We start from the raw sequence: 20,180 nt of genomic DNA on the forward strand, positions 1-20,180 counted from the left end.
AGGGCGTTTCGCCGCTTCGTGAAACGGTGAAACGCACTAGTTCCCGGGCCTTGGCCTTGGCAGCGGGATGCCGATCTTTGGCGTCGGCGCGAAAGCGCTTGCCGCCGCCGGGATCGCGGCGTTGCCGCTGGAGATCGTTTCCGCCGGCTCGGTCGGCTGCGGTTCGGCCACGGCCGCCGCGGCATCGCCGCCGCCATGATAGGTCACGGCCTCCAGCGAGGGCGCGTCCGGTGCGTTGACCACGTCCTGGCACTGCTTGGGCAGGTTGGCCATCGTCATCAGGTCGCGCGCCTTGGGCGCATCCGGATTCTTGTTCGGCCGCCACGGCTCCTCGGTGAACCACCAGGCCAGCGGCTTGCCGCAGCCATCGTCGTCCGGCGTCGTCTCTTGCCCCTTGCAGAAGGGCGAGCCCGGCTGACAGCCGATGCGCATATGGAAATGATAGTCGTGGCCCCAGAACGGCCGGATCTTGCGCAGCCAGGAGCGGTCGCCGGTGACGGTGTCGCAGAGCTTCTTCTTGATGCCGGGATTGACCAGGATGCGCTCGACCTCAGGATAGCTCGCCGCGCGCTTCAAAAGCCGCGTATGCGCCGGCGTCCACAGCGCGTCCTTCACCAGATGCGTTTTTTCGTCGACCATCAGCGTCGCGCTCATGGTCTCGCGCTGCGCGATGGTCAGCGGCCGCTTCGGCATCGGCGTCAGCCAGATATCGGCGTCGAGCCCGATCTGGTGCGAGGCGTGGCCGGTCATCATCGGTCCGCCGCGCGGCTGCGAGACATCGCCGACCAGAAGCCCCGGCCAGCCATCCGCCTGGGCATCGCGCGAAAGCTTCTCGATCAGCGCGATCATTGCCGGATGACCCCAGCGCCGGTTGCGCGACGGGCGCATCACTTCCCAGGTCGGGCCGTCCATCGGCAGCGCGACGCCACCGGTGAAGCAGCCTTTCGAATAGAAACCGAAGGATTGCGCGGGCGCCACGGCCGGCAGTTTTCGGGCGCCGAACAACTCCTTGGCACGAGGTTCGGCCGAAATAGCGACAGCCGCCAGCGCGGCGAGCGCCACCAGCGCCAGCGCGGCGGTCAGGAACGGCTTGCGGTCAGGCAGCGATCGCAAATTCATCAGGCTGGGTCCCTCTCCAGTCTATCCGTTTGCCGCGCGTCAAGCGATCTGATCAGGAACGAATCATACCACGCCGCGCGTCCCACATCGATCAAAGCAGTAGAAGATGATCGTCCTTCACCGGCATCATCCTCGCATCGGGCTGCGCGGCGCTCCGTCCCGCCAGTTGCCCTCGGCCCACATCCGCTCCAGCGCCACCCGGTAGTTGGGAAACCGGAAGCGGTAGCCGGCCGCCTTGATCGCCTGATTCGCGACGCGCTTGTTCTCGCCATAGAAAGACCGCGCCATGGGCGAAAGTTGGGCGGTCTCAAAAGGAATTTCGGGCGGCGGCTCGATCCCCATCAGCCCGGCGGCGTAAGCCACGACGTCCTGCGGCGGCGCCGGCTCGTCATCGGTGACGTTGAAAATGCCGCCGAGATTGTTTTCCGACAGAAGCCAGAGCGCCCCGGCGATGTCGTCGCAATGGATGCGGTTGAACACCTGTCCCGGCTTGACCAGCCGCCGCGCCGTCCCGTCCTCGAGATTGGACAGCGCGTTGCGGCCGGGTCCATAGATCCCGGAAAGCCGCAGGATCGCCACCGGTTTGCCGATCGCCCGGCCAAGCTTCAGCCATTCCTGTTCGGCCGCCACCCGCATCATCGAGCGCTTCGACACCGGCCGGCACGCGCTGGTCTCGTCCACCCAGGCGCCGCCATGGTCGCCATAGACGCCGACGGTCGAGAGATAGCCGATCCATTCCAGCGCCGGCATCTTTGCCCGGATCGTCTCGCTGGCGGCGTTGAGCACCGGGTCGCCGGCCTCGTCGGGAGCGATCGAGACGATGAGATGCGTGGTCCTTGCGAGCGCATCGCTGACCTCGGGCGAGAGCGCGCCATCGAATTGTAGCGGCTCGATCCCGGCCGATCGCAGCACCTCGAACTTTTCCTGCGCCCGCGTCGTGCCGCAGACCGGAGCGCGCCGGTCATTGGCCCGCGCGAAAGCCTTGCCGGAATAGCCGGCGCCGAAGATGAAGAAGCGTCTTTCGCCCATCGATGAACCCCTTCAATCGGCCTTCGCCGGATATGCCGGCGCCGCCAGCCATTCCTCGCGGACCGTCGCATCCGTCTCGGCTTTCGCAGCTGTGGCGGCAAGATCGCCAAATTCGCGGTCGGAGAGCAGTCGCGACAGGGCCCAGATTGCCGCACCCCGCACCAGCGGCGAGGCGTCGTCGAGCAGGTGATGCACAATAGGCGTTAGCGAGGCGTCGTCCGAATTGCCGGCGGCAATCAGCACGTTGCGGACAAAGCGGTCGCGGCCGATGCGCTTGATCGGCGAGCCAGAGAAGAAAGCGCGGAACGCCGCGTCGTCGAGCGCGAGCAGCTCCGAAAGCGGCGGCTCGCGCAGATCGGCGCGCGCGGCCAGCTTTGCCTCGGACGCCGCGCTGGCGAACTTGTTCCACGGACAGGCCGCCAGGCAATCGTCGCAGCCATAGATGCGGTTGCCGATCTTGTCGCGGAACTCGCGCGGGATCGGCCCCTTGTTCTCGATGGTCAGGTAGGAAATGCAGCGCCGCGCATCGAGCCGGTAGGGCGCGGGGAACGCGCCGGTCGGGCAGACGTCCAGGCAGGCTCGGCAGGAGCCGCAATGGTCGATTTCGGGCTGGTCCGGCTCCAGCTCGGCCGTGGTGAAGATCGTGCCGAGGAACAGCCACGAGCCATGCGCGCGGCTGACCAGGTTGGTGTGCTTGCCTTGCCAGCCGAGCCCCGCCGCTTCGGCAAGAGGCTTTTCCATCACTGGTGCTGTATCGACAAACACCTTCACGTCGCCGCCGGCCTTCGCCACGATCTTGCCGGCGATCTCCTTCAGCCGGCCCTTCATCACGTCGTGGTAGTCGCGGTTCTGCGCATAGACCGAGATCGCGCCGCGGTCGCGCTTTTCGAGGACATCGCGCGGGTCGCGGTCCGGGCCGTAATTCATGGCGAGAACGATGATGGAGCGCACCTCCGGCCACAGCGTCGAGGGTTCGGCGCGGCGCTGAACAGTGTCGGCGATCCACTCCATCGAGCCGTGGAAACCGTCGGATACGAATTCGGCGAGCCTTGCCGCCGCCAGCGGGATCGCGTCCGGCCGGGTCACCGCGACAGCCTCGAAGCCGGCGCGGCGCGCCTCCGCCTCGATCAGCGCGCGCAAGGTTTCAGAAGTCGAGGTCCGCATAATGCGATACCGGCGAAAGGCCGCGCACCCGGTCGGAGAGCAGCGGCCGGAACGATGGCCGCGATTTCACCCGCGTGTACCATTCGCGCGCGGCGCCATGTTCGCGCCAGTCGATCTCGCCGAGATAATCGAGCACCGAAAGCGTCGCCGCCGCCGCAAGATCGGCATAGGTCACCTTGTTGCCGGCCAGCCAATGGCGCGTGCCGGCGAGCCAGTTGGTGTATTTCATGTGCTGGCGGATGTTGGCGCGCGCGGCGCGGATCGCGGCCGAGTCCGGCGAGCCGCCGCCGGCGGTTTCCGGCATGACCGGCTTCAGCACGCGCTCGCGCACCAGGTGGCGGGTCACTTCGCTTTCAGCCTTCGCCAGATACCAGTCGGTCAGCCGGCGGATTTCGGCGCGCTGCATCGGGTCCTCAGCGAACAGCCGCTTGTCGCGCTTGAGGACACCGCGCGTCTCGTCGAGATATTCGGCGATCACCATGGCGCCGACGATCGGCACGTCGCCTTCGGCGAGCAGGATCGGCAGCGTGCCGGCCGGGTTCAGCGCCAGGAACTCCTTGCGCCGCGTCCACGGCTTTTCCTCGATCAGCGCCAACTCCTCGCCATACTCGCCGAAAGCGAGGCGCACGAAGCGGCAGGTGGCAAACATGGGATGATGGAAAAGCGTCAGCATGGTTCCGCGATGAAAAGGCGCACTGGCGAATCGGTGTCAGCGCCGATAAGTCTTGGCCGCCCGATTCCAGGGACTGTCATGGTGTTGCGACCTATAGGGGGACTTCCGCCCCATGACAAGCAAGCCCTTCCCTTAGCCGTCATTCAAAAGCAGAGGTTGCCATGGAAAGCCAGACCATCGTCGAAGCGCTGCTGCTTGGGTTGCTGGAGGGCCTGACCGAGTTCATCCCGGTGTCCTCGACCGGCCACATCCTGCTTGCCGGGCATTTCCTCGGCTTCCACTCCACCGGCAAGGCCTTCGAGATCCTGATCCAGCTCGGCGCGATCCTGGCGATCCTCAGCGTCTATTTCAGCAAGCTGTGGCAGATGCTGATCAAGCTGCCCAGCGATCCGCAGACCCGGCATTTCGTCGTCGGTATCCTGATCGCCTTCCTGCCGGCCGCCGTCATCGGCGCGCTGGCGCATGATTTCATCAAGACCATATTGTTCGAATCGCCCCGGCTGATCTGCATCATGCTGATCATCGGCGGCGTGGTTCTGCTCATCGTCGACCGCATCAACCTCAAGCCGGTCCACCATGATGTCGAGGACTTCCCGTTGAGCGTTTATCTCAAGATCGGCCTGTTCCAGTGTCTGTCGCTGATCCCCGGCACCTCGCGCTCCGGCTCGACCATCGTCGGCGCGCTGCTGATGGGCGTCGACAAGCGCGCGGCGGCCGAATTCTCCTTCTTCCTCGCCATGCCGACCATGGTCGGCGCCTTCGCCTTCGATCTTTTCAAGAACCGCAACGTGCTGACCTCGGCCGATTTGCCGATCATCGCCGTCGGCTTCATCGCCGCCTTCGTCACCGCGCTCATCGTGGTGCGCTTCCTGCTCGATTACGTCTCGCGCAACGGTTATTCGCTGTTCGGCTGGTGGCGGCTGGTGGTTGGAGGACTCGGGTTGGCGGCGCTGATGGTCTGGGGGTGAACTGAGGTCGCTCTCTTATACTGCTTCGTCGAGTTCCTTCGCGCCCCCCTCTGCCCTGCCGGGCATCTCCCCCACGAGGGGGAAGATTAGCAGTTCCGCCAGCGGCACCACCTCTTGCAACGTTGGCGATTGGCGAAGCGAGAGCGACATCTGATCTCCCCCCTAGTGGGGGAGATGGCCGGCAGGCCAGAGGGGGGCGCTGTCCCGCCAGCCCATCGCCGTTGGGCAGACCGTCAACTCTTCCCGTAAAACGCGTTCTCGACATGCACCGGCCAGCGCCAGGGCAGCACCGCCACCATGTCGAAGCGCATCGACAGCCGGCCGTAATCCGGCTGGCGCGACAGCCACAAATCCGCGGCACCCTCGATGCGGCGCTCCGATTCGCGGCCGATCGCTTCCATCGCCTCGATCAATGTTCGCCGCGCCTTGACCTCGACGAACAGCACGAGGTCGCCGCGCCGGGCGATGAGGTCGATCTCGCCGAGCCTGGTGCGGTGGCGCCGGGCAAGGATGCGATAGCCTTTCAGCATCAGCGCCAGCGCCGCCAGCCACTCGCCGCGGTGGCCGCGCCGATAGGCCTTTCGGCGATGGCCGACCGTGCGTTCAGCCATCCCCGTCCGCCTTCAGCTCCAGCAGTCGCCGATAAAGCGCCTGCTTCTGCCCGCCGGTCATTTTTGCCGCTTCCGCTGCAGCCTTCGATGCCGGCATTTCGGCCGCAAGCGAGAGCAGGAGGCGGTCGATGTCGGCCGGCTGGTCCTCCGCCGCTTCGGGCGGACCGACACAGATAACGATCTCGCCCTTCGGCGTGTCGGCCGCCGCATAGTGGTCTGCCAACTCGGCAAGCGTTCCGGTGCGCATCTCCTCGAACGTCTTGGTCAGCTCGCGCCCGATGGCGGCTTTCCGCGCGCCGCCCAGCGCCTCGACCATGGCGCCGAGCGTCTCTGCCAGACGGCGCGGCGATTCGAAGAAAATCAGCGTCGCCGGCACCTGCTTGAACGTCTCCAGCTTGGTCAGCCGCTGCCCGGTCTTCACGGGCAGAAATCCGGCGAACAGGAAAGCATCGGAAGGAAGGCCGGAAGCGGTCAGCGCCGCAAGCGGAGCCGAAGGTCCAGGGATGGGCACGACGCGAATGCCGCGCTCCAGCGCCTCGCCGACCAGCCGGTAGCCGGGATCGGAGACCAAAGGCGTGCCGGCGTCGGAAATCAGCGCGACGCTCTGTCCGGCGGCCAGCGCCTCGATCAGCTTCGGCCCGGCCTCGCCCGCATTGTGCTCGTGATAGGCGGTGGTGCGGCGGCGGATGCCGTAGCGCTCGAGCAGCACCCGCGAGACGCGCGTGTCCTCGCAGGCGACGATGTCGGCGGCGGCCAGCGTCTCCAACGCGCGCAGCGTGATGTCGGCCAGATTGCCGATCGGCGTCGCCACCAGATAAAGCGCCGGCTGAAGCGGCCGCGCCGCGACCTCGCTTTGCCCGATCAGATAGCTGCGTTTGTCGCCGGTCACCGAATGCCCCTCATTCCGAGCAATTCCAGGAAAAGTGCGTCGCGGTTTTCCGTCCGGAATTGCGTAAGAACCAAATCTGTTTCGCATGGCTGACGCCCCGTTGCAAAACGTGAGGTCGACGCAACGAAATCGCCTTGCCTTTGCCACAGTGCGGAACGAAACCCACATCGGCGAATTTAACCCCTGATTCCCCGGGAGGAGGCAGGACCGAACGATGCCCAATCGCTTCGATATTTTTATCAGCCGACTTGAAAGCAAGACCGCCCGCGAGGGCATCCCTCCACACCCCATCGCCGCCGAGTCCGGCGCGCGCCGCGACAAGGCCGACCAGAAGCCTGTCCGTCACGGCGAGGCGCATGGCGAGAAGCACCGCGGCAAGCACCGCCAGAAGCACGACGCTTAAGGCGTCGCGTCCATCGTCATTGGCCGCGAGCGGCCCCACTTCGTCATTCCAGGGCGAAGCAAGGAGCGAAGCGACGCGCGCAGACCCTGGAGTCCAGGCCGTTACATTGAAGCGTCGCTGACGGTGCAGAATTCTGCTCCGCTGCACCCTATGGCCAAAGTCACGGCATGGATTCTCGGGTCAAGCCCGAGAATGACGAACGCGAGAGGCATTCGCCTCTTTCAAAGGTATCTACCCACCCTCGCTTCCAGCAGCCGCACCAGTTCCGGGTCCATGAACTCATAGTCGTCCGGAATTTCGAGGCAGATAACCCTGGCGCCTTTCAGGCTCGATCGGAATTTCTTCTGCAGCTTGGCGCGGTGTGCCTTTTCCATGACGAAGATGATGTCCGCCCAGGCGACCAGCTCATGCGTCAACGGATTGTGGGCGTCGTGATTGGTGCCGGCCGATTCGACCTCGATGTCGCAGCGTTTGGAAAACACCTGCTCGGCAGTCGGGCTGCGCAGCCGATTCTGGCTGCAGACGAAAAGCACGTTCTTCAAAGCGAGCAGATATCCTATGGAGGGACCAGCGCTACTCGTCCATAATCTCGCGTATTGATTTCGTAAGCGGTATGTACTGATCCAGAGTAAGTCCGTTCAAGTCGAATTCTATCGAATCGTCTTTTGCGATTGCCCTCAAATTTATCCCAACATAAGTCATGAAACTGCGCACGACGTCAAACTCGCTCAAGCCCGACGTTTTGTGTTTCTGCGATTTCCGGTTTCTGATGAACACGGTCACTGCTTCATAGAGGTCGGGATGCTCATGGGATTTCGAAATCTCGGTCAATCCAAACTCAAAAACATCATCCGTGTTTAAAGTTCGCAGCGTCTCATGGATCAGGAACTTCATTGCAGGTCCCATTGGATGCATGGAAATGGCATTCGGCTAGGCAAGCCAAATATCTAACATCATCGCGCAGACTGACTGGCTGCCGCGCTACCTGGCCAAATCCGCCACCACCGCATCCAGCACGATCATCCCCGCCGTCGTGGCGCGCAGGCGGGCGTTGCCGACAGGCGCCACCAGGCCTTCTTCCTGCAGCACCGAGAGCCGCGCGCTCGAAAGGCCGCGACCCGAGAGCGCCTCGTAGCGCTGCAGGTCGATGCCTTCGGCCAGCCGCAGTCCCATCAGCAGGAACTCGTCAGCCTCCTCGGAACGCGTCAGGATCTCGCCGCCGGTGACGCCGTGGCCTTTGGCCTCGACCAGATTGGCCCAGGTCTCCGGCATTCTTTCCGCGATCGTCACCGTGCGGCGGCCGTTCTCGACGAAGCGGCCATGCGCGCCGGGGCCGACGCCGACATATTCGCCATAGCGCCAATAGGTGAGGTTGTGCCGGCTCTCGGCGCCCGGCCGCGCGTGGTTGGAAATCTCATAGGCCGGCAGGCCTTGCGCCGCCGTTGCCTCCTGCGTCAGCGCGTAGAGGTCGGCGGCATGATCGTTGTCGGGCAGCGTGAATTTGCGTGCCGCGTAAAGCGCGTGGAAGGGCGTGCCCTCCTCGATGGTCAGCTGATAGAGCGACAGGTGGTCGACGGCATAGCCGATCGCCTGCTCCAGCTCCGCCCCCCACGCCTCCGGTGTCTGGCCGGGCCGTGCGTAGATCAGGTCGAAGGAGAGGCGCGGGAAGATTTCGCGCGCGAGGCCAATGGCGTGCAGCGCCTCCTCGACATTGTGCAGTCGGCCGAGAAAGCGCAGATCCTTGTCGTTCAGGGCCTGCACGCCGAGCGAGACGCGGTTGACGCCGGCGGCGCGATAGCCGCGGAAACGCTCGGCCTCGACCGAGGACGGGTTGGCCTCCAGCGTCACCTCGATGCCGGCCGGCACCGTCCAGTTCCTCGCCACGGCCTCCAGGACGGCGGCCACCGTTTCCGGCTTCATCAGTGACGGCGTGCCGCCGCCGAGGAAGATGCTGGTCACCTCGCGCGGCCCGGTGCGGTCGCGCATGGTCTTGAGCTCCGTCTCGAAGGCGCGCGCAAAACGCTCCTGGTCGACCGGCTGGTGGCGGACATGGCTGTTGAAGTCGCAGTAAGGGCACTTGGCCGCGCAGAACGGCCAGTGGATATAGACGCCGAAGCCGGGGCTGCGGTCGAGCGGTAGGGGCACTGCGCTCATGCGGATCCTGATCGCGCCAAATCCAATCTGGCCAAATTCAATCGCACTTCGGCGAATTTCTGAAAGGCGCGGGCGCGGTGCGAAAGCGCCGTCGCCTGGCCGGGCCTCCAGCCATGCTTTTCTTGCGCGCTCATCTCGCCAAAGGTCTTGTCGAAACCGTTGGGCAGGAACACCGGATCGTAGCCGAAGCCGAGCGTGCCGCGCGGCGGCCACACCAGCCTGCCTTCGGCCTCGCCGCGATAATATTCGGCCTCGCCGTCGGGAAATGCCAGGCAGATGACGGCGACGAAGCGGCCGGTGCGCTGCGCGGGCTCCGTAGCGCCAACCTCCTGAAGCGCCACCTCGGTGCGCTGCATGGCCATGCCGAAATCCCTGCTGCCGTCCGGCGTCTCGGCCCAGTTGGCGGTATAGACACCGGGCGCGCCGTCGAGCGCGTCGACGCAGAGCCCGGAATCGTCCGACAGCGCCGGCAGGCCGGTCGCCTTGGCGGCGGCATATGCCTTGATATAGGCGTTCTCCTCGAAGGTGGTGCCGGTCTCGTCGGGTTCGGGCAGGCCGTATTCCTTGGCCGATTTCGCCTCGAATCCGAACGGCGCCATCAGGTCGGCGAATTCGCGCAGCTTGCCTTCATTGTGGCTGGCGACGACGATCTTTTTTTCCCCAAGGGAATGAAAAGGTTGCGAGTGCATCAGAAACCCCAGATCCTTGGCTCGGCGAACTCGATCGAATTGCCCGACGGGTCGCGGATATAGATCGAGTGCCCGCCCTGCGGCCATTCGAAATCGCTTTCGATGGCGATGTTGTTGGCGGACAGATGCTTGCGCCATGCAGCGATTTCATCGGCGGTTGCCGCAAAGCAGAGGTGCCCTTCGCCGGCCGTGCCGTGCGGCGGGACCTTCAGCCGAGCGTCCGGCGCCGGCGGGATTTTCGTTGCCTCGGCGTTGAAGAGAAGCAGCACGCCGTCGCCGCAGCGGAAGAAGACGTGGCGCCCTTCGACCTTGCCTAAGGCTTCGAGGCCGATGATGTCGCGGTAGAAGGTTTCGGCGGCGTGTAGGTCTGTGACGTAGAGGGTGGATTCGAGGATTGCAGAGGGTATCACGAGGCCCCCCTCTCTGCCCTGCCGGGCATCTCCCCCTCAAGGGGGGAGATTAGCTGCGGCCACGCCGGCACCTCTTCTGCAACATTGGCGATTGGCGAAAGCCGCCGTGACATCCAATCTCCCCCCTTGAGGGGGAGATGGCCGGCAGGCCAGAGAGGGGGGCCTAGGCTCGGCATTCGAAAACCTACGCCACCGCCATCTGCTGCAGGCTCACCAGCCGCGAAATACCCTTCTTCGCCAAGCCCATCAGCGCCGCGAACTGCTCCTCGGAGAAAGGCTCGCCCTCGGCCGTGCCTTGGATCTCGACGATACCGCCCTTGCCGGTCATGACGAAATTGGCGTCAGTGCCGGCCGAGGAATCCTCCAGGTAATCAAGATCGATGACCGGCTGGCCGTCATGGATGCCGCAGGAAATCGCCGCGACATGGTCCTTGAGCACCTTGGCGACGCTCACCATCTGGCGCGCTTCCATCCAGCGCAGGCAATCGTAGAGCGCCACCCAGCCGCCGGTGATCGAGGCGGTGCGAGTGCCGCCATCGGCCTGGATCACGTCGCAGTCGACGGTGATCTGCTGCTCGCCCAGCGCCTGCAGGTCGACCACGGCGCGCAGCGAGCGGCCGATCAGCCGCTGGATCTCCAGCGTGCGGCCGCCCTGCTTGCCGGCGGAGGCTTCGCGCCGCATGCGCTCGCCGGTCGAGCGCGGCAGCATGCCGTATTCGGCCGTCACCCAGCCCTTGCCGGAATTGCGCATCCAGGCCGGCACCTTTTCCTCCAGGCTCGCCGTGCACAGGACATGCGTGTCGCCGAACTTCACCAGGCACGAGCCTTCGGCGTGCTTGGAGACGCCGCGTTCGAAGGAGATGGCGCGCATTTCGTCGGCTTGGCGTTTGGAGGGGCGCATTCGGCCTTCTTTCTTGTCGTTTCCGGAATCGTGGCCGGCTTGTAGACGCATGCGGGGCAAGTCGCAAAGGAAAAGGACGCCGCGCAGGAAAACGGGCCGCGCGACTGCGAACGCGCCACCGGTGACCGCAAACGCGGCACCGTGTGACCGCGAGCGCGGCACCGGGTTGCGCCGCCGTAGCTTAAGTCTATATCTTTTGGAAGGAGGTTTCTCGCCGGAATGAACAAACCAGTCGATCCGACGTCGCAGTCGCCGGTACTTCAGTCACTCGACATGCGCTCGCGCGATATTTTCCGGCGGATCGTCGATTCCTACCTGCGCGACGGCGAGCCGGTCGGCTCGCGCAGCCTGTCGCGCATCCTGCCCTCGTCGCTGTCGCCGGCCACCATCCGCAATGTGATGAGCGACCTCGAGCATCTGGGGCTGATCTACGCGCCGCATGTTTCCGCCGGGCGGCTGCCGACCCAGACCGGGCTGCGCTTTTTCGTCGACGCCTTCATGGAGCTGGGCGACCTTTCCGACGACGAGCGCCGCACCATCGAGGCGCAGGTGCGCGCCTCCGGCTCGGGCGCGACGCTGGAGCATATGCTGACCGAGGCCAGCCAGATGCTGTCGGGCATGTCGCGCGGCGCCGGCCTCGTGCTCGCCTCCAAGCACGAGGTGGCGCTGAAGCACATCGAATTCATCCAGCTCGAGCCCGCAAAGGCACTCGCCGTGCTGGTGTCGCAGAACGGCGATGTCGAGAACCGCGTCGTCGACCTGCCGGCCGGCACCACCGTGTCGCAGCTGCACGAGGCGTCCAATTTCCTCAACGCCCATATCCGTGGCCGGACACTGGCCGAGGCGCGGGCGGAAATCGCCCGCATCAAGGACGAGACCAGGGCTGCCCTCGACACGCTGTCGCAGGATCTGGTCGAGAAAGGCCTCGCGGTCTGGGCCGGCGCCGAAAGCGGCCTGCCGGCGCGCCTTATCGTGCGCGGCCGCGCCAACCTCCTGGAAAACGTCACCGCTCAGGCGGACATCGAATTGCTTCGCCATCTGTTCGAGGATTTGGAAACCCAGGACGGGCTGCTGCAGCTGCTTGATCTTGCCGAAGAAGGGCCGGGCGTGCGCATCTTCATCGGCTCGGAGAACAAGCTGTTTTCGCTGTCCGGCTCCTCGCTGGTCGTCGCCCCCTATCGCGACAAGGACGCCCGCGTCGTCGGCGCGCTTGGCGTCATCGGGCCGACCCGCCTGAACTACGCCCGCATCGTGCCGATGGTCGATTACACTGCACAACTGATTTCCCGCATGCTTCGTTAGGTGTATCGATATTCAGGTGAGGCCGGCCTGACCTGAACCTCGACACAGCTGAGGGTGCTAAGGAGAAGAACATGGCGCTGGAATCGCTCAAGGCCCAGATCAGCCTGCTGCTCGAGGAAATGGTGAACCAGCCCGAGGACGAGCACGAGATCCAGGAGCAGCTGCGCGAGAAGCTAAGAGAGATGCGCGCCATGGGCCTGCCCCTGCCGGCCGATCTCGTCGAGTTGGAAAAGCGCCTCGACGACGATCTGGATGCCGAAGAGGCCTGAGGCCGGCAAGTCACGTGCGCGAGCTTCTCTTTTCGATCGTTAGCCCAATATGTTCTGTCTCCGGGGCCTTATCGACTGAGGCACCCGAAGGCAGGACATAGTGGCAGAGACGGAGGACAGCATGATGCGGATCGCCGGCCTTGCGGGCCTCGCGCTGGTTTTTGCCACGGCTGCCTTTGCGCAGCAGGCCGGTCAGCCCTTGCTCAGCGGCGAAAAAGCTTTCGGCGACTGGAAAGCCGACCGTCCGGGCGTGCGCCGACTGCTGAAACCTGAGGATTTGCCGAAACCCGACATGACGGAGTCCGCCTCGAACGGCGGCGGCGTCACCGAGCGCCCCGAGGATGCGAAGCCAAAGCTTCCGCCTGGCTTTTCCGCCGAACTGATCGCATCCGGCATCGACAGTCCCCGCGTCGTGCGGGTGGCGCCGAACGGCGACTTCTTCGTTGCCGAGAGCCGGGCGAACCAGGTGCGCGTCTATCGCCTGGCGGAAGGCAGCGCCAAGCCTGCACAGGAGTCGATCTTCGCCAAGGGCCTGACCCGGCCCTACGGCATCGCCTTCTACCCGCCGGGCGACAAGCCGCAATGGGTCTATGTCGCCAACAGCAACAGCGTCGTCCGCTTCCCCTACCGCGACGGCGACCTGGAAGCGTCGGGCAAGCCGGAAACCATCGTCGCCAAAGTCCCCGCCAGCCACCACTGGACGCGCGACATCGCCTTCTCGCCCGACGGCAAGACGCTCTATCTGTCGGTCGGTTCCGGCTCCAACATCGCCGAGGACATGGGCGCGAAGCCGAAGGGCGGTGTCGAGGCGTGGACGAAATCGCAGCCGCTGGGCGAGGCCTGGGGTCTGGAACAGGGCCGCGCCGACGTGCTGGCCTTCGACCCCGACGGCAACAACCGCAGAACCGTCGCCACCGGCCTGCGCAACTGTTCCGGCATGACCATGCAGCCGGCGACGGGCGCGCTCTGGTGCGTCGTCAACGAGCGCGACGAACTTGGCGACAACACCCCCTTCGAATATGCCACCGCCGTGAAGGACGGCGCTTTCTATGGCTGGCCCTGGTATTATATCGGCGACAATGAGGACCCGCGCCACAAGGGCGCCCGCCCCGATCTCGCCGGCAAGGTCACGGTTCCGGACGTGCTGATGCAGGCGCATTCGGCGCCACTCAACATCGCCTTTTATGATGGCGCCAACTTCCCGGCCGATTTTAAGGGCGACGCCTTCGTCACGCTGCACGGCTCGTGGAACCGCAATGTCCGCACCGGCTACAAGGTGGTGCGGCTGAGGTTCAAGGACGGCAAGCCGACCGGCGAATACGAGGACTTCGCCACCGGCTTCGTCATATCCGACGACGCGGTCTGGGGCCGGCCGGTCGGCGTCGCCGTGGCCAGGGACGGCGCGCTGATCCTGACCGAGGACGGCAACGGGACGATCTGGCGTATTACGTATGGTGGGTAGCTCCCCCAACCTCGTCATTCCAGGGCGGAGCAGCCGCGAAGCGGCGTCGCGGAGACCCTGGAATCCATTCCGTGACCCTGATCAAAGAGTGCAGCGGCGCAGAATTCTGCACCGTTGTGGCGCTCGGAGGTCACGGAATGGATCCTCGGGTCTGCGCGCGTCGCTTCGCTCCTTGCTCCGCCCGTGGATGACGAGGTTGGGACGCTCCAGCCAATCTCCAAGGCGCCCGCCGGGCGACCGGCCAAATGCCCGTGCCAGTCGCGCTGGCGTAACGAATTCCAGTGCGAGGGAATTACCGTCGATCCGGCATCGTGATAAAAACCCAGCCCCACATACGCCAGGCCAGAACCAATGACACTCACCGGATTCCTTGCCTACAGCGCCGCGCTCGGCGTCGCCGCCGCCATTCCGGGCCCCGGCGTCACGGCGCTTGTCGCCCGCGCGCTCGGCTCCGGCTTCCGGTCCTCGCTTGCCATGTCGTTCGGCCTGATGCTCGGCGACCTCACCTATCTCACCGCCGTCGTGCTCGGGCTCGCCTTCGTCGCGCAGACCTTCGGCATGGTCTTCCTCGCCATCAAATGGGCCGGCGTCGCCTATCTCGCCTTCCTCGCCTGGCGCTTCTGGACCAGCGGCATCACGCCCGAGACCGTCGAGGCGCGGAAGGCCAAAGGCGGGCTGGTGTCGAGCTTCATCGCCGGGCTGACGGTGACGCTCGGCAATCCCAAGACGATGATCTTCTATCTCGCCATCACGCCGACCATCGTCGACCTGAAGACGATCACGCTCGCCGACTACGCGATTCTTGCGATGCTCACCGTGGCGGTTCTGTTCGTGGTGCTGGTGCCTTATCTGGCGCTCGCAGCCAAGGCGCGCTGGTTCCTGAAATCGCCGCGCGCGCTGAAGGTGCTGAACCGCACCGCCGCCGGCTTCATGATGGGCGCGGCTGCCGCCATAGCGGCGCGTCAATAGGTTCCAATCTCAACCGATCCCGGATTCGGCCAAACTATTCCTGAAACCCGGCTTGGCGGAAAATGCATTTCCGGCCGCGGGCGCTTTTGAGCAACCGCCCCACTCGGATATTTTCCAGCCTCAGCCTATCTTGCGCGGCTGAAAGCCTTATTCTGTCTGCCTGTGCCATTGCCTTGGGAGCGAAACCAATGAACAAGCCCGTCACCTCCGCGCGCGTGCCCGGCCGCGGCCGCGTCTTCAACTCGATCACGGAGACGATTGGCGACACGCCGCTGGTCAGGCTGGACAAGTTTGCGAAGGAAAAGGGCATCGTCGCCAACCTTCTGGCCAAGCTCGAATTCTTCAACCCGATCGCCTCCGTCAAGGACCGCATCGGCGTCGCCATGATCGAGGCGCTGGAGGAGGCCGGCAAGATTTCGCCCGGCAAGACCACGCTGATCGAGCCGACTTCCGGCAACACCGGCATCGCGCTCGCCTTCGCCGCCGCCGCCAAGGGCTACAAGCTGATCCTCACCATGCCGGAGACGATGTCGGTCGAGCGCCGCAAGATGCTGGCGCTGCTCGGAGCCGAGCTGGTGCTGACCGAGGGCCCGAAAGGCATGAAGGGCGCCATCGCCAAGGCCGACGAGCTCGCCGCGACGCTGCCCAACGCCATCATCCCGCAGCAGTTCGAAAATCCGGCCAACCCCGAAATCCACCGCCGCACCACGGCCGAGGAAATCTGGAACGACACCAATGGCGAAGTCGACATCTTCGTCGCCGGCATCGGCACAGGCGGCACTATCACCGGCGTCGGCCAGGTGCTGAAGAAGCGCAAGCCTTCGCTGCACGTCGTGGCGGTCGAGCCGGAAGCCTCGCCGGTTCTGTCGGGAGGCCAGCCCGGCCCACACAAGATCCAGGGCATCGGCGCAGGCTTTGCGCCCAAAATCCTCGACACCTCGATCTATGACGAGGTCGTCAGGGTCTCGAACGAGGATTCGGTCGCCAATGCGCGTCTCGTCGCCCGGCTCGAAGGCGTTCCGGTCGGCATCTCGTCGGGCGCGGCACTCCAGGCGGCAATCGTCGTCGGCTCTCGGCCGGAGAACAAGGGCAAGACCCTCGTCGTCGTCATCCCCTCCTTCGCCGAGCGCTATCTCTCGACCATCCTGTTCGACGGGCTGGGGGCCTGAACGGACTGGACCGCTGAAAAGGCGCCGGTGGCATTCGTCGGCGGCTTGAGGCAGGCGCCGCTTCCGGCTCATATCGCCGCCGGCCCAATCGGCCGGTTGGAGGATTTTCATGTACAAGCTCTATACGCGCCCAAACAGCGGCGGCTTCGTCGTCGAGGCGGCGCTTGCCATGGCCGGCGTGCCCTTCGAGCAGATCGACGTGCCCAAGAAGGATCCGCCGGATCCGGCCTTCCTCGCCATCAGCCCTTTGAACCAGGTGCCCGTGCTGACACTGCCGGACGGTCATTCGCTGACCGAATCTGCGGCGATCTGCATCCTGCTCGCCGAGCGCCACCCTGAAGCTCGTCTCGCGCCGCAAGCGGGCTCGCCCGCCCGCGCCGATTTCCTGCGCTGGATGGCTTTCATGTCGTCGGTGCTCTACCCGGCGGTGCTGCGGCTCTATTACGCCCATCGCTACACCACCGATGGCGACGGCCTGCAGCCGGTTAAGCAGGCGGCGGTCGCCGAGATGGATCGCGGCTTTGCCATTCTCGACCAGGCTTTGGCCGGCCGCGACTGGCTGGCCGGCGAGAGGCTGTCGCTGGCGGACATCTACCTCGTCATGCTGGTGGCTTGGCATCCCGAGGTCCAGAAGGTGCGCGGCGCCTGGCCGAACATCGAACGTCTGTGGGCGAGGCTGCGCGAGAATGAGCTGATGCGCAAGCTGAACGCATCGCACGAGATGTGGGCCTAGGGCAATTCCAGGCAAGTGCGCAGCGGTTGCGCTGGCAGATCGCACGCCTTGGAGATTGGCCGAAACGGTCCGGCATCGTCATCCACGGGCGAAGCAAGGAGCGAAGCGACGCGCGCAGACCCGAGGATCCATTCCGTGACTTCGACGCGCCGCAACGGTGCAGAATTCTGCGCCGTTTGCATCCTTCGGCCAAGGTAACGGCATGGATTCTAGGGTCTGCGCGCGTCGCTTCGCTCCTTGCTCCGCCCTAGAATGACGAGGTCGGGAGGCTGCAGCCAATCTCCCTGGCATTGCCCTAATTCCTGACGAGCTTCGCCTTCTCGCCCTGCAGGAAACGCCGCAGCGCGGCGTCGCGCTCGAGGCCGATCGCCCGGTCGTAGGATTCTGCCGCCTGCTTGATATTGCCGAGTCTCGCCAACAGCCCGGCGCGGGCGGCCCAATAGGGCTGGTAGTCCTGCAGCCGCTTGTCGTCGCCCAGCACGTAAAGCGCCGCTAGGCCGGCCGTAGCGCCCTCGGTTTCGGCGATCGCCACCGCGCGGTTGATCGCCACCACGGGCGAGCCGGCCACGGCCTGCAGCGCGTCATACAGCTGGCGGATCGCCGCCCAGTCGGTGCCGCTGCCGCGCCGGCGCGCCGTATGGGCGGACTGCACGGCGGCCTCCAGCTGGTAGCGGCCGATGATGCCCCTTTGCGCGGCGCGCACCAGCAAGACCTCCGCCTCGTCGATCAGGCGGTCGTCCCAGAGCGCGATGTCCTGCTCGGCTAAAGGCACGAAACCCCCCTCCGGGCCGCGTCTCGCCGAGCGGCGCGCCTCGGCGAAAAGCATCAGCGCCAGCAAGCCGAGCGCCTCCGGCTCGTCCGGCATCAGCGAGGCGACCAGCCGGCCGAGCCAGATGCCTTCGGCGGCGAGATTGCGCCGCCGGCTGTCAGTCCCGGTCGGATCCGACCAGCCTTCGGCGAAAGTGGCGTAGATTGCTTCGAGCACCGCGTCCAGCCGTTCGCCCAGCTCCGCCTTTTCCGGCACGCGAAACGGAATCCCGGTCTCGCGGATGCGCGCCTTGGCCCGCACCAGCCGCTGGCCCATCGTCGCCGGCGAAACCAGGAAGGCCGAGGCAATCGTCGCGGCGTCGAAACCGAGGATCGTCTGCAGGATCAGCGGCGCGCGCACGCTGGCCTCGATCGCCGGATGGGCGCAGGCGAACATCAGCCGCAGCCGGTCATCGGGCAGGTCTTCGCCGCGCACGCGCTCCTCCATCTCTTCGGCGATCAACTTCAGATGGTCGCGCGCCGCCTCGCCGGTCAGACGACGCCGCACGGCGTCTACGTCGCGCCGCCGCGCCACGGCGAGCAGCCAGGCTTCGGGCTGCGCCGGCACGCCGGTTCGCGGCCAGCGTTCGAGCGCGGCCGCGAAGGCATCGGCCAGCGCGTCCTCGGCGCCGGCGACGTCGCGCGTGCGCGCCGCGAGCCAGGCGACCAGCTTGCCGTAGCTGCGCCGGGCGGCCGCCTCGGCCGCCGCCCGCGCGATCTCCGAGCGATCATCCATCGCGGGTCACTCCGCGGCGGCGACGTACTCTGCCATTTCCCAGATCGGCCGCAGCTCGACCGTGCCGGTGCTGGACGCCGGGCAGCGCGCGGCCCATTCGATCGCCGTGTCGATGTCGGCCGCCTCGATCATATAGAAGCCGGCCAGTTGCTCCTTGGTGTCGGCATAGGGGCCGTCGAGCACGTTGGTCTTGCCGTTCGCCATCCGTACCGCGGTGGCGGCCTGCGTCGGGCGCAGCCGCTCGCCGGCGATATATGCGCCGGATTTCTTCAGCGCCTCGGTATAGGCGCCATAGGCCGCGAGCACCTGCTGGGTCTGCTCCTTCGGCACGTTCGCCATCGCGGCCTCGTCATTGTAGATCAAAAGCATGTATCGCATGGAAGTTCTCCCGTTTTCTTGAAGGCCGCATCGTCGCGTGCCGACCTATGTCGTGCGGCATCGGCCGATTTCGACAGGCGTCTTGAAAATCTTTCGCCCCCAAAGCCATCGAGCGCAAGCCGTCGTTCGCCGCTACTCAACCATTGGTCTAACGCACGCAATTGCGGGTTGGCATTTGCCTTCCGCCGTCTAAACTCGTCGCAGGCTCGCCAGGAGGGGCGGATTGCGGGCCGGCATTTCAGGGAGGAAATCGCGATGTTCAATTTCAGGACCAAGCTTGTTGCCGCCGGCGCGCTGGCCTTGTCGCTCGGCCTTGGCGCCGTGTCGGCCGGGGCGCAGGAATTCATCAATGTGCTCACCGGCGGCACGTCGGGCGTCTACTATCCGCTCGGAGTCGCCCTGTCGGAGATTTACGGCAAGGGCATCGAAGGCGCCCGCACGCAGGTTCAGGCGACGAAAGCGTCGGTCGAGAACCTCAACCTGCTGCAGCAGGGCAAGGGCGAGATCGCCTTTGCGCTCGGCGATTCGGTCAAGATGGCTGCCGAAGGCAACACGGAGGCCGGCTTCCCGGGCAAGCTCGACAAGTTGCGCGGGATTGCCGCGATCTATCCCAATTACATCCAGATCGTCGCCAGCCAGGACTCCGGCATCAAGACGCTCGCCGACCTCAAGGGCAAGAGCCTGTCGGTCGGCGCGCCTGCCTCCGGCACCGAGCTCAACGCGCGCGCCATCTTCGCCGCCGCCGGTCTAAAATACGAGGACCTCGGACGGGTCGAATACCTGCCCTTCGCCGAATCGGTCGAGCTGATCAAGAACCGCCAGCTCGACGCCACCTTGCAGTCGGCCGGCCTCGGCGTCGCTTCCATCCGCGATCTTGCCACCTCGGTTCCCATCAACGTCGTCGCCGTGCCGGCCGAGGACGTCGCCAAGATCGGCGCGCCCTATCTTTCCGTGGTTATCCCGAAAGGCACCTATGAAGGCCAGACGCAGGATGTCGCGACCGCCGCGGTCGGCAATTTCCTGATTACCCGGGCCGACGTCTCCGACGAGACCGCCTACCAAATGACCAAGCTGCTGTTCGAGCATCTCGGCCAGCTGGTAGCCGCCCATGCCGCCGCCAAGGCGATCGATCCGGCCAAGGCGCTGGACGGCATGCCCGTGGCGCTGCATCCCGGCGCGGAGAAATATTACAGGGAAAAAGGGCTGCTGAAGTAGGGGGCGGGGCAGTCTGAGATGTCTTCGCCAGACCTCTGGCCTGACGGCCATCTCCCCCGCAAGGGGGGAGATTGGCTGTCGCCGCGCGCTTCGCCAATCGCCGATGTAGCAGGAAGAGCGCCGTCATTGA

At 65.4% G+C, this 20,180-nt stretch carries 23 protein-coding genes; 8 read left to right on the forward strand and 15 right to left on the reverse strand.

What is annotated here, in order from left to right; genetic code table 11:
• Positions 1 to 36 precede the first annotated feature (36 nt).
• From mepA to LB523_RS23000, 4 genes are all read right to left on the reverse strand, one after another.
• Positions 37 to 1,119: a penicillin-insensitive murein endopeptidase gene (mepA, locus tag LB523_RS22985; protein ID WP_224607226.1), complete on the reverse strand. Its 1,083-nt coding sequence runs from the start codon at positions 1,117 to 1,119 to the stop codon at positions 37 to 39.
• 126 nt (positions 1,120 to 1,245) lie between these two features.
• A complete protein-coding gene (locus tag LB523_RS22990) occupies positions 1,246 to 2,148 on the reverse strand; it encodes an SDR family oxidoreductase (RefSeq protein WP_224607229.1) in 903 nt (300 codons plus the stop codon).
• A 12-nt stretch (positions 2,149 to 2,160) separates the two neighbouring features.
• Complete coding sequence (gene queG, locus LB523_RS22995; RefSeq protein WP_224607233.1) at positions 2,161 to 3,312, reverse strand: tRNA epoxyqueuosine(34) reductase QueG; 1,152 nt, start codon at positions 3,310 to 3,312, stop codon at positions 2,161 to 2,163.
• Positions 3,293 to 3,985, reverse strand: a complete 693-nt coding sequence (locus LB523_RS23000; protein ID WP_040986376.1) for a glutathione S-transferase family protein — start codon at positions 3,983 to 3,985, stop codon at positions 3,293 to 3,295. The genes queG and LB523_RS23000 overlap by 20 nt, the downstream gene beginning before the upstream one ends.
• A gap of 161 nt (positions 3,986 to 4,146) precedes the next feature.
• Here LB523_RS23000 and LB523_RS23005 point away from each other — a divergent pair, with 161 nt between their 5' ends.
• Entirely contained in the window at positions 4,147 to 4,953 is an 807-nt protein-coding gene (locus LB523_RS23005) for an undecaprenyl-diphosphate phosphatase (protein ID WP_140847887.1), read from the forward strand.
• Between the two features lie 233 nt (positions 4,954 to 5,186).
• On the opposite strand, the gene LB523_RS23010 is transcribed toward LB523_RS23005, so the two are convergent.
• From LB523_RS23010 to rph, 9 genes are all read right to left on the reverse strand, one after another.
• The gene (locus tag LB523_RS23010) at positions 5,187 to 5,564 is read right to left on the reverse strand and encodes a YraN family protein (protein WP_095767933.1); all 378 of its coding nucleotides are present in this window, start codon (positions 5,562 to 5,564) and stop codon (positions 5,187 to 5,189) included.
• On the reverse strand, positions 5,557 to 6,453 hold the full coding sequence (rsmI, locus tag LB523_RS23015) for a 16S rRNA (cytidine(1402)-2'-O)-methyltransferase (protein WP_224588270.1): 897 nt from the start codon (positions 6,451 to 6,453) through the stop codon (positions 5,557 to 5,559). Before rsmI ends, LB523_RS23010 begins: the two co-directional genes overlap by 8 nt.
• Positions 6,454 to 6,463: 10 nt before the next feature.
• Entirely contained in the window at positions 6,464 to 6,895 is a 432-nt protein-coding gene (locus LB523_RS23020) for a hypothetical protein (protein WP_224607237.1), read from the reverse strand.
• Between the two features lie 182 nt (positions 6,896 to 7,077).
• Positions 7,078 to 7,398: a low molecular weight protein tyrosine phosphatase family protein gene (locus LB523_RS23025; RefSeq protein WP_224607240.1), complete on the reverse strand. Its 321-nt coding sequence runs from the start codon at positions 7,396 to 7,398 to the stop codon at positions 7,078 to 7,080.
• Positions 7,399 to 7,429: 31 nt separating this feature from the next.
• Positions 7,430 to 7,750 carry a hypothetical protein gene (locus LB523_RS23030; protein ID WP_224607243.1) on the reverse strand — a complete coding sequence of 107 codons (321 nt, stop codon included), beginning with the start codon at positions 7,748 to 7,750 and terminating at the stop codon, positions 7,430 to 7,432.
• Positions 7,751 to 7,837: 87 nt separating this feature from the next.
• A complete protein-coding gene (hemW, locus tag LB523_RS23035) occupies positions 7,838 to 9,010 on the reverse strand; it encodes a radical SAM family heme chaperone HemW (RefSeq protein WP_224607246.1) in 1,173 nt (390 codons plus the stop codon).
• The gene (rdgB, locus tag LB523_RS23040) at positions 9,007 to 9,699 is read right to left on the reverse strand and encodes an RdgB/HAM1 family non-canonical purine NTP pyrophosphatase (RefSeq protein WP_224607249.1); all 693 of its coding nucleotides are present in this window, start codon (positions 9,697 to 9,699) and stop codon (positions 9,007 to 9,009) included. The genes hemW and rdgB overlap by 4 nt, the downstream gene beginning before the upstream one ends.
• Positions 9,699 to 10,109, reverse strand: coding sequence for a VOC family protein (locus tag LB523_RS23045; RefSeq protein WP_224607252.1), 411 nt, complete (start codon positions 10,107 to 10,109; stop codon positions 9,699 to 9,701). The genes rdgB and LB523_RS23045 overlap by 1 nt, the downstream gene beginning before the upstream one ends.
• 184 nt (positions 10,110 to 10,293) lie before the next feature.
• Positions 10,294 to 11,010, reverse strand: a complete 717-nt coding sequence (rph, locus tag LB523_RS23050; protein WP_027169620.1) for a ribonuclease PH — start codon at positions 11,008 to 11,010, stop codon at positions 10,294 to 10,296.
• 219 nt (positions 11,011 to 11,229) lie between these two features.
• Between rph and hrcA the strand changes: the two genes are divergently transcribed.
• The 6 genes from hrcA to LB523_RS23080 all read left to right on the forward strand — a co-directional run bounded on the left by hrcA (position 11,230) and on the right by LB523_RS23080 (position 16,914).
• A complete protein-coding gene (gene hrcA, locus LB523_RS23055; protein ID WP_095767927.1) occupies positions 11,230 to 12,312 on the forward strand; it encodes a heat-inducible transcriptional repressor HrcA in 1,083 nt (360 codons plus the stop codon).
• Between the two features lie 71 nt (positions 12,313 to 12,383).
• On the forward strand, positions 12,384 to 12,581 hold the full coding sequence (locus tag LB523_RS23060) for a hypothetical protein (RefSeq protein WP_095767926.1): 198 nt from the start codon (positions 12,384 to 12,386) through the stop codon (positions 12,579 to 12,581).
• A 121-nt stretch (positions 12,582 to 12,702) separates the two neighbouring features.
• A complete protein-coding gene (locus tag LB523_RS23065) occupies positions 12,703 to 14,043 on the forward strand; it encodes a PQQ-dependent sugar dehydrogenase (protein WP_224607254.1) in 1,341 nt (446 codons plus the stop codon).
• A 351-nt stretch (positions 14,044 to 14,394) separates the two neighbouring features.
• Positions 14,395 to 15,012, forward strand: coding sequence for a LysE family translocator (locus LB523_RS23070; RefSeq protein WP_140645935.1), 618 nt, complete (start codon positions 14,395 to 14,397; stop codon positions 15,010 to 15,012).
• Between the two features lie 188 nt (positions 15,013 to 15,200).
• Entirely contained in the window at positions 15,201 to 16,181 is a 981-nt protein-coding gene (cysK, locus tag LB523_RS23075) for a cysteine synthase A (RefSeq protein WP_140847075.1), read from the forward strand.
• A gap of 109 nt (positions 16,182 to 16,290) precedes the next feature.
• The gene (locus tag LB523_RS23080; RefSeq protein ID WP_224607256.1) at positions 16,291 to 16,914 is read left to right on the forward strand and encodes a glutathione S-transferase family protein; all 624 of its coding nucleotides are present in this window, start codon (positions 16,291 to 16,293) and stop codon (positions 16,912 to 16,914) included.
• Between the two features lie 295 nt (positions 16,915 to 17,209).
• Here LB523_RS23080 and LB523_RS23085 read toward each other — a convergent pair whose 3' ends face one another.
• Together LB523_RS23085 and LB523_RS23090 are read right to left on the reverse strand one after the other, a co-directional pair.
• On the reverse strand, positions 17,210 to 18,457 hold the full coding sequence (locus LB523_RS23085; RefSeq protein WP_224607258.1) for an RNA polymerase sigma factor: 1,248 nt from the start codon (positions 18,455 to 18,457) through the stop codon (positions 17,210 to 17,212).
• 6 nt (positions 18,458 to 18,463) lie between these two features.
• Positions 18,464 to 18,835: a YciI family protein gene (locus tag LB523_RS23090; RefSeq protein WP_224607260.1), complete on the reverse strand. Its 372-nt coding sequence runs from the start codon at positions 18,833 to 18,835 to the stop codon at positions 18,464 to 18,466.
• 255 nt (positions 18,836 to 19,090) lie between these two features.
• Between LB523_RS23090 and LB523_RS23095 the strand changes: the two genes are divergently transcribed.
• Positions 19,091 to 20,050 (forward strand): TAXI family TRAP transporter solute-binding subunit, encoded by a 960-nt coding sequence (locus tag LB523_RS23095; protein ID WP_224607262.1) that lies wholly within the window; start codon positions 19,091 to 19,093, stop codon positions 20,048 to 20,050.
• The last annotated feature ends 130 nt before the right edge of the window (positions 20,051 to 20,180 follow it).

This window comes from Mesorhizobium sp. ESP-6-4 (genome assembly GCF_020164735.1).
In the GTDB taxonomy this organism is placed as follows: domain Bacteria; phylum Pseudomonadota; class Alphaproteobacteria; order Rhizobiales; family Rhizobiaceae; genus Mesorhizobium.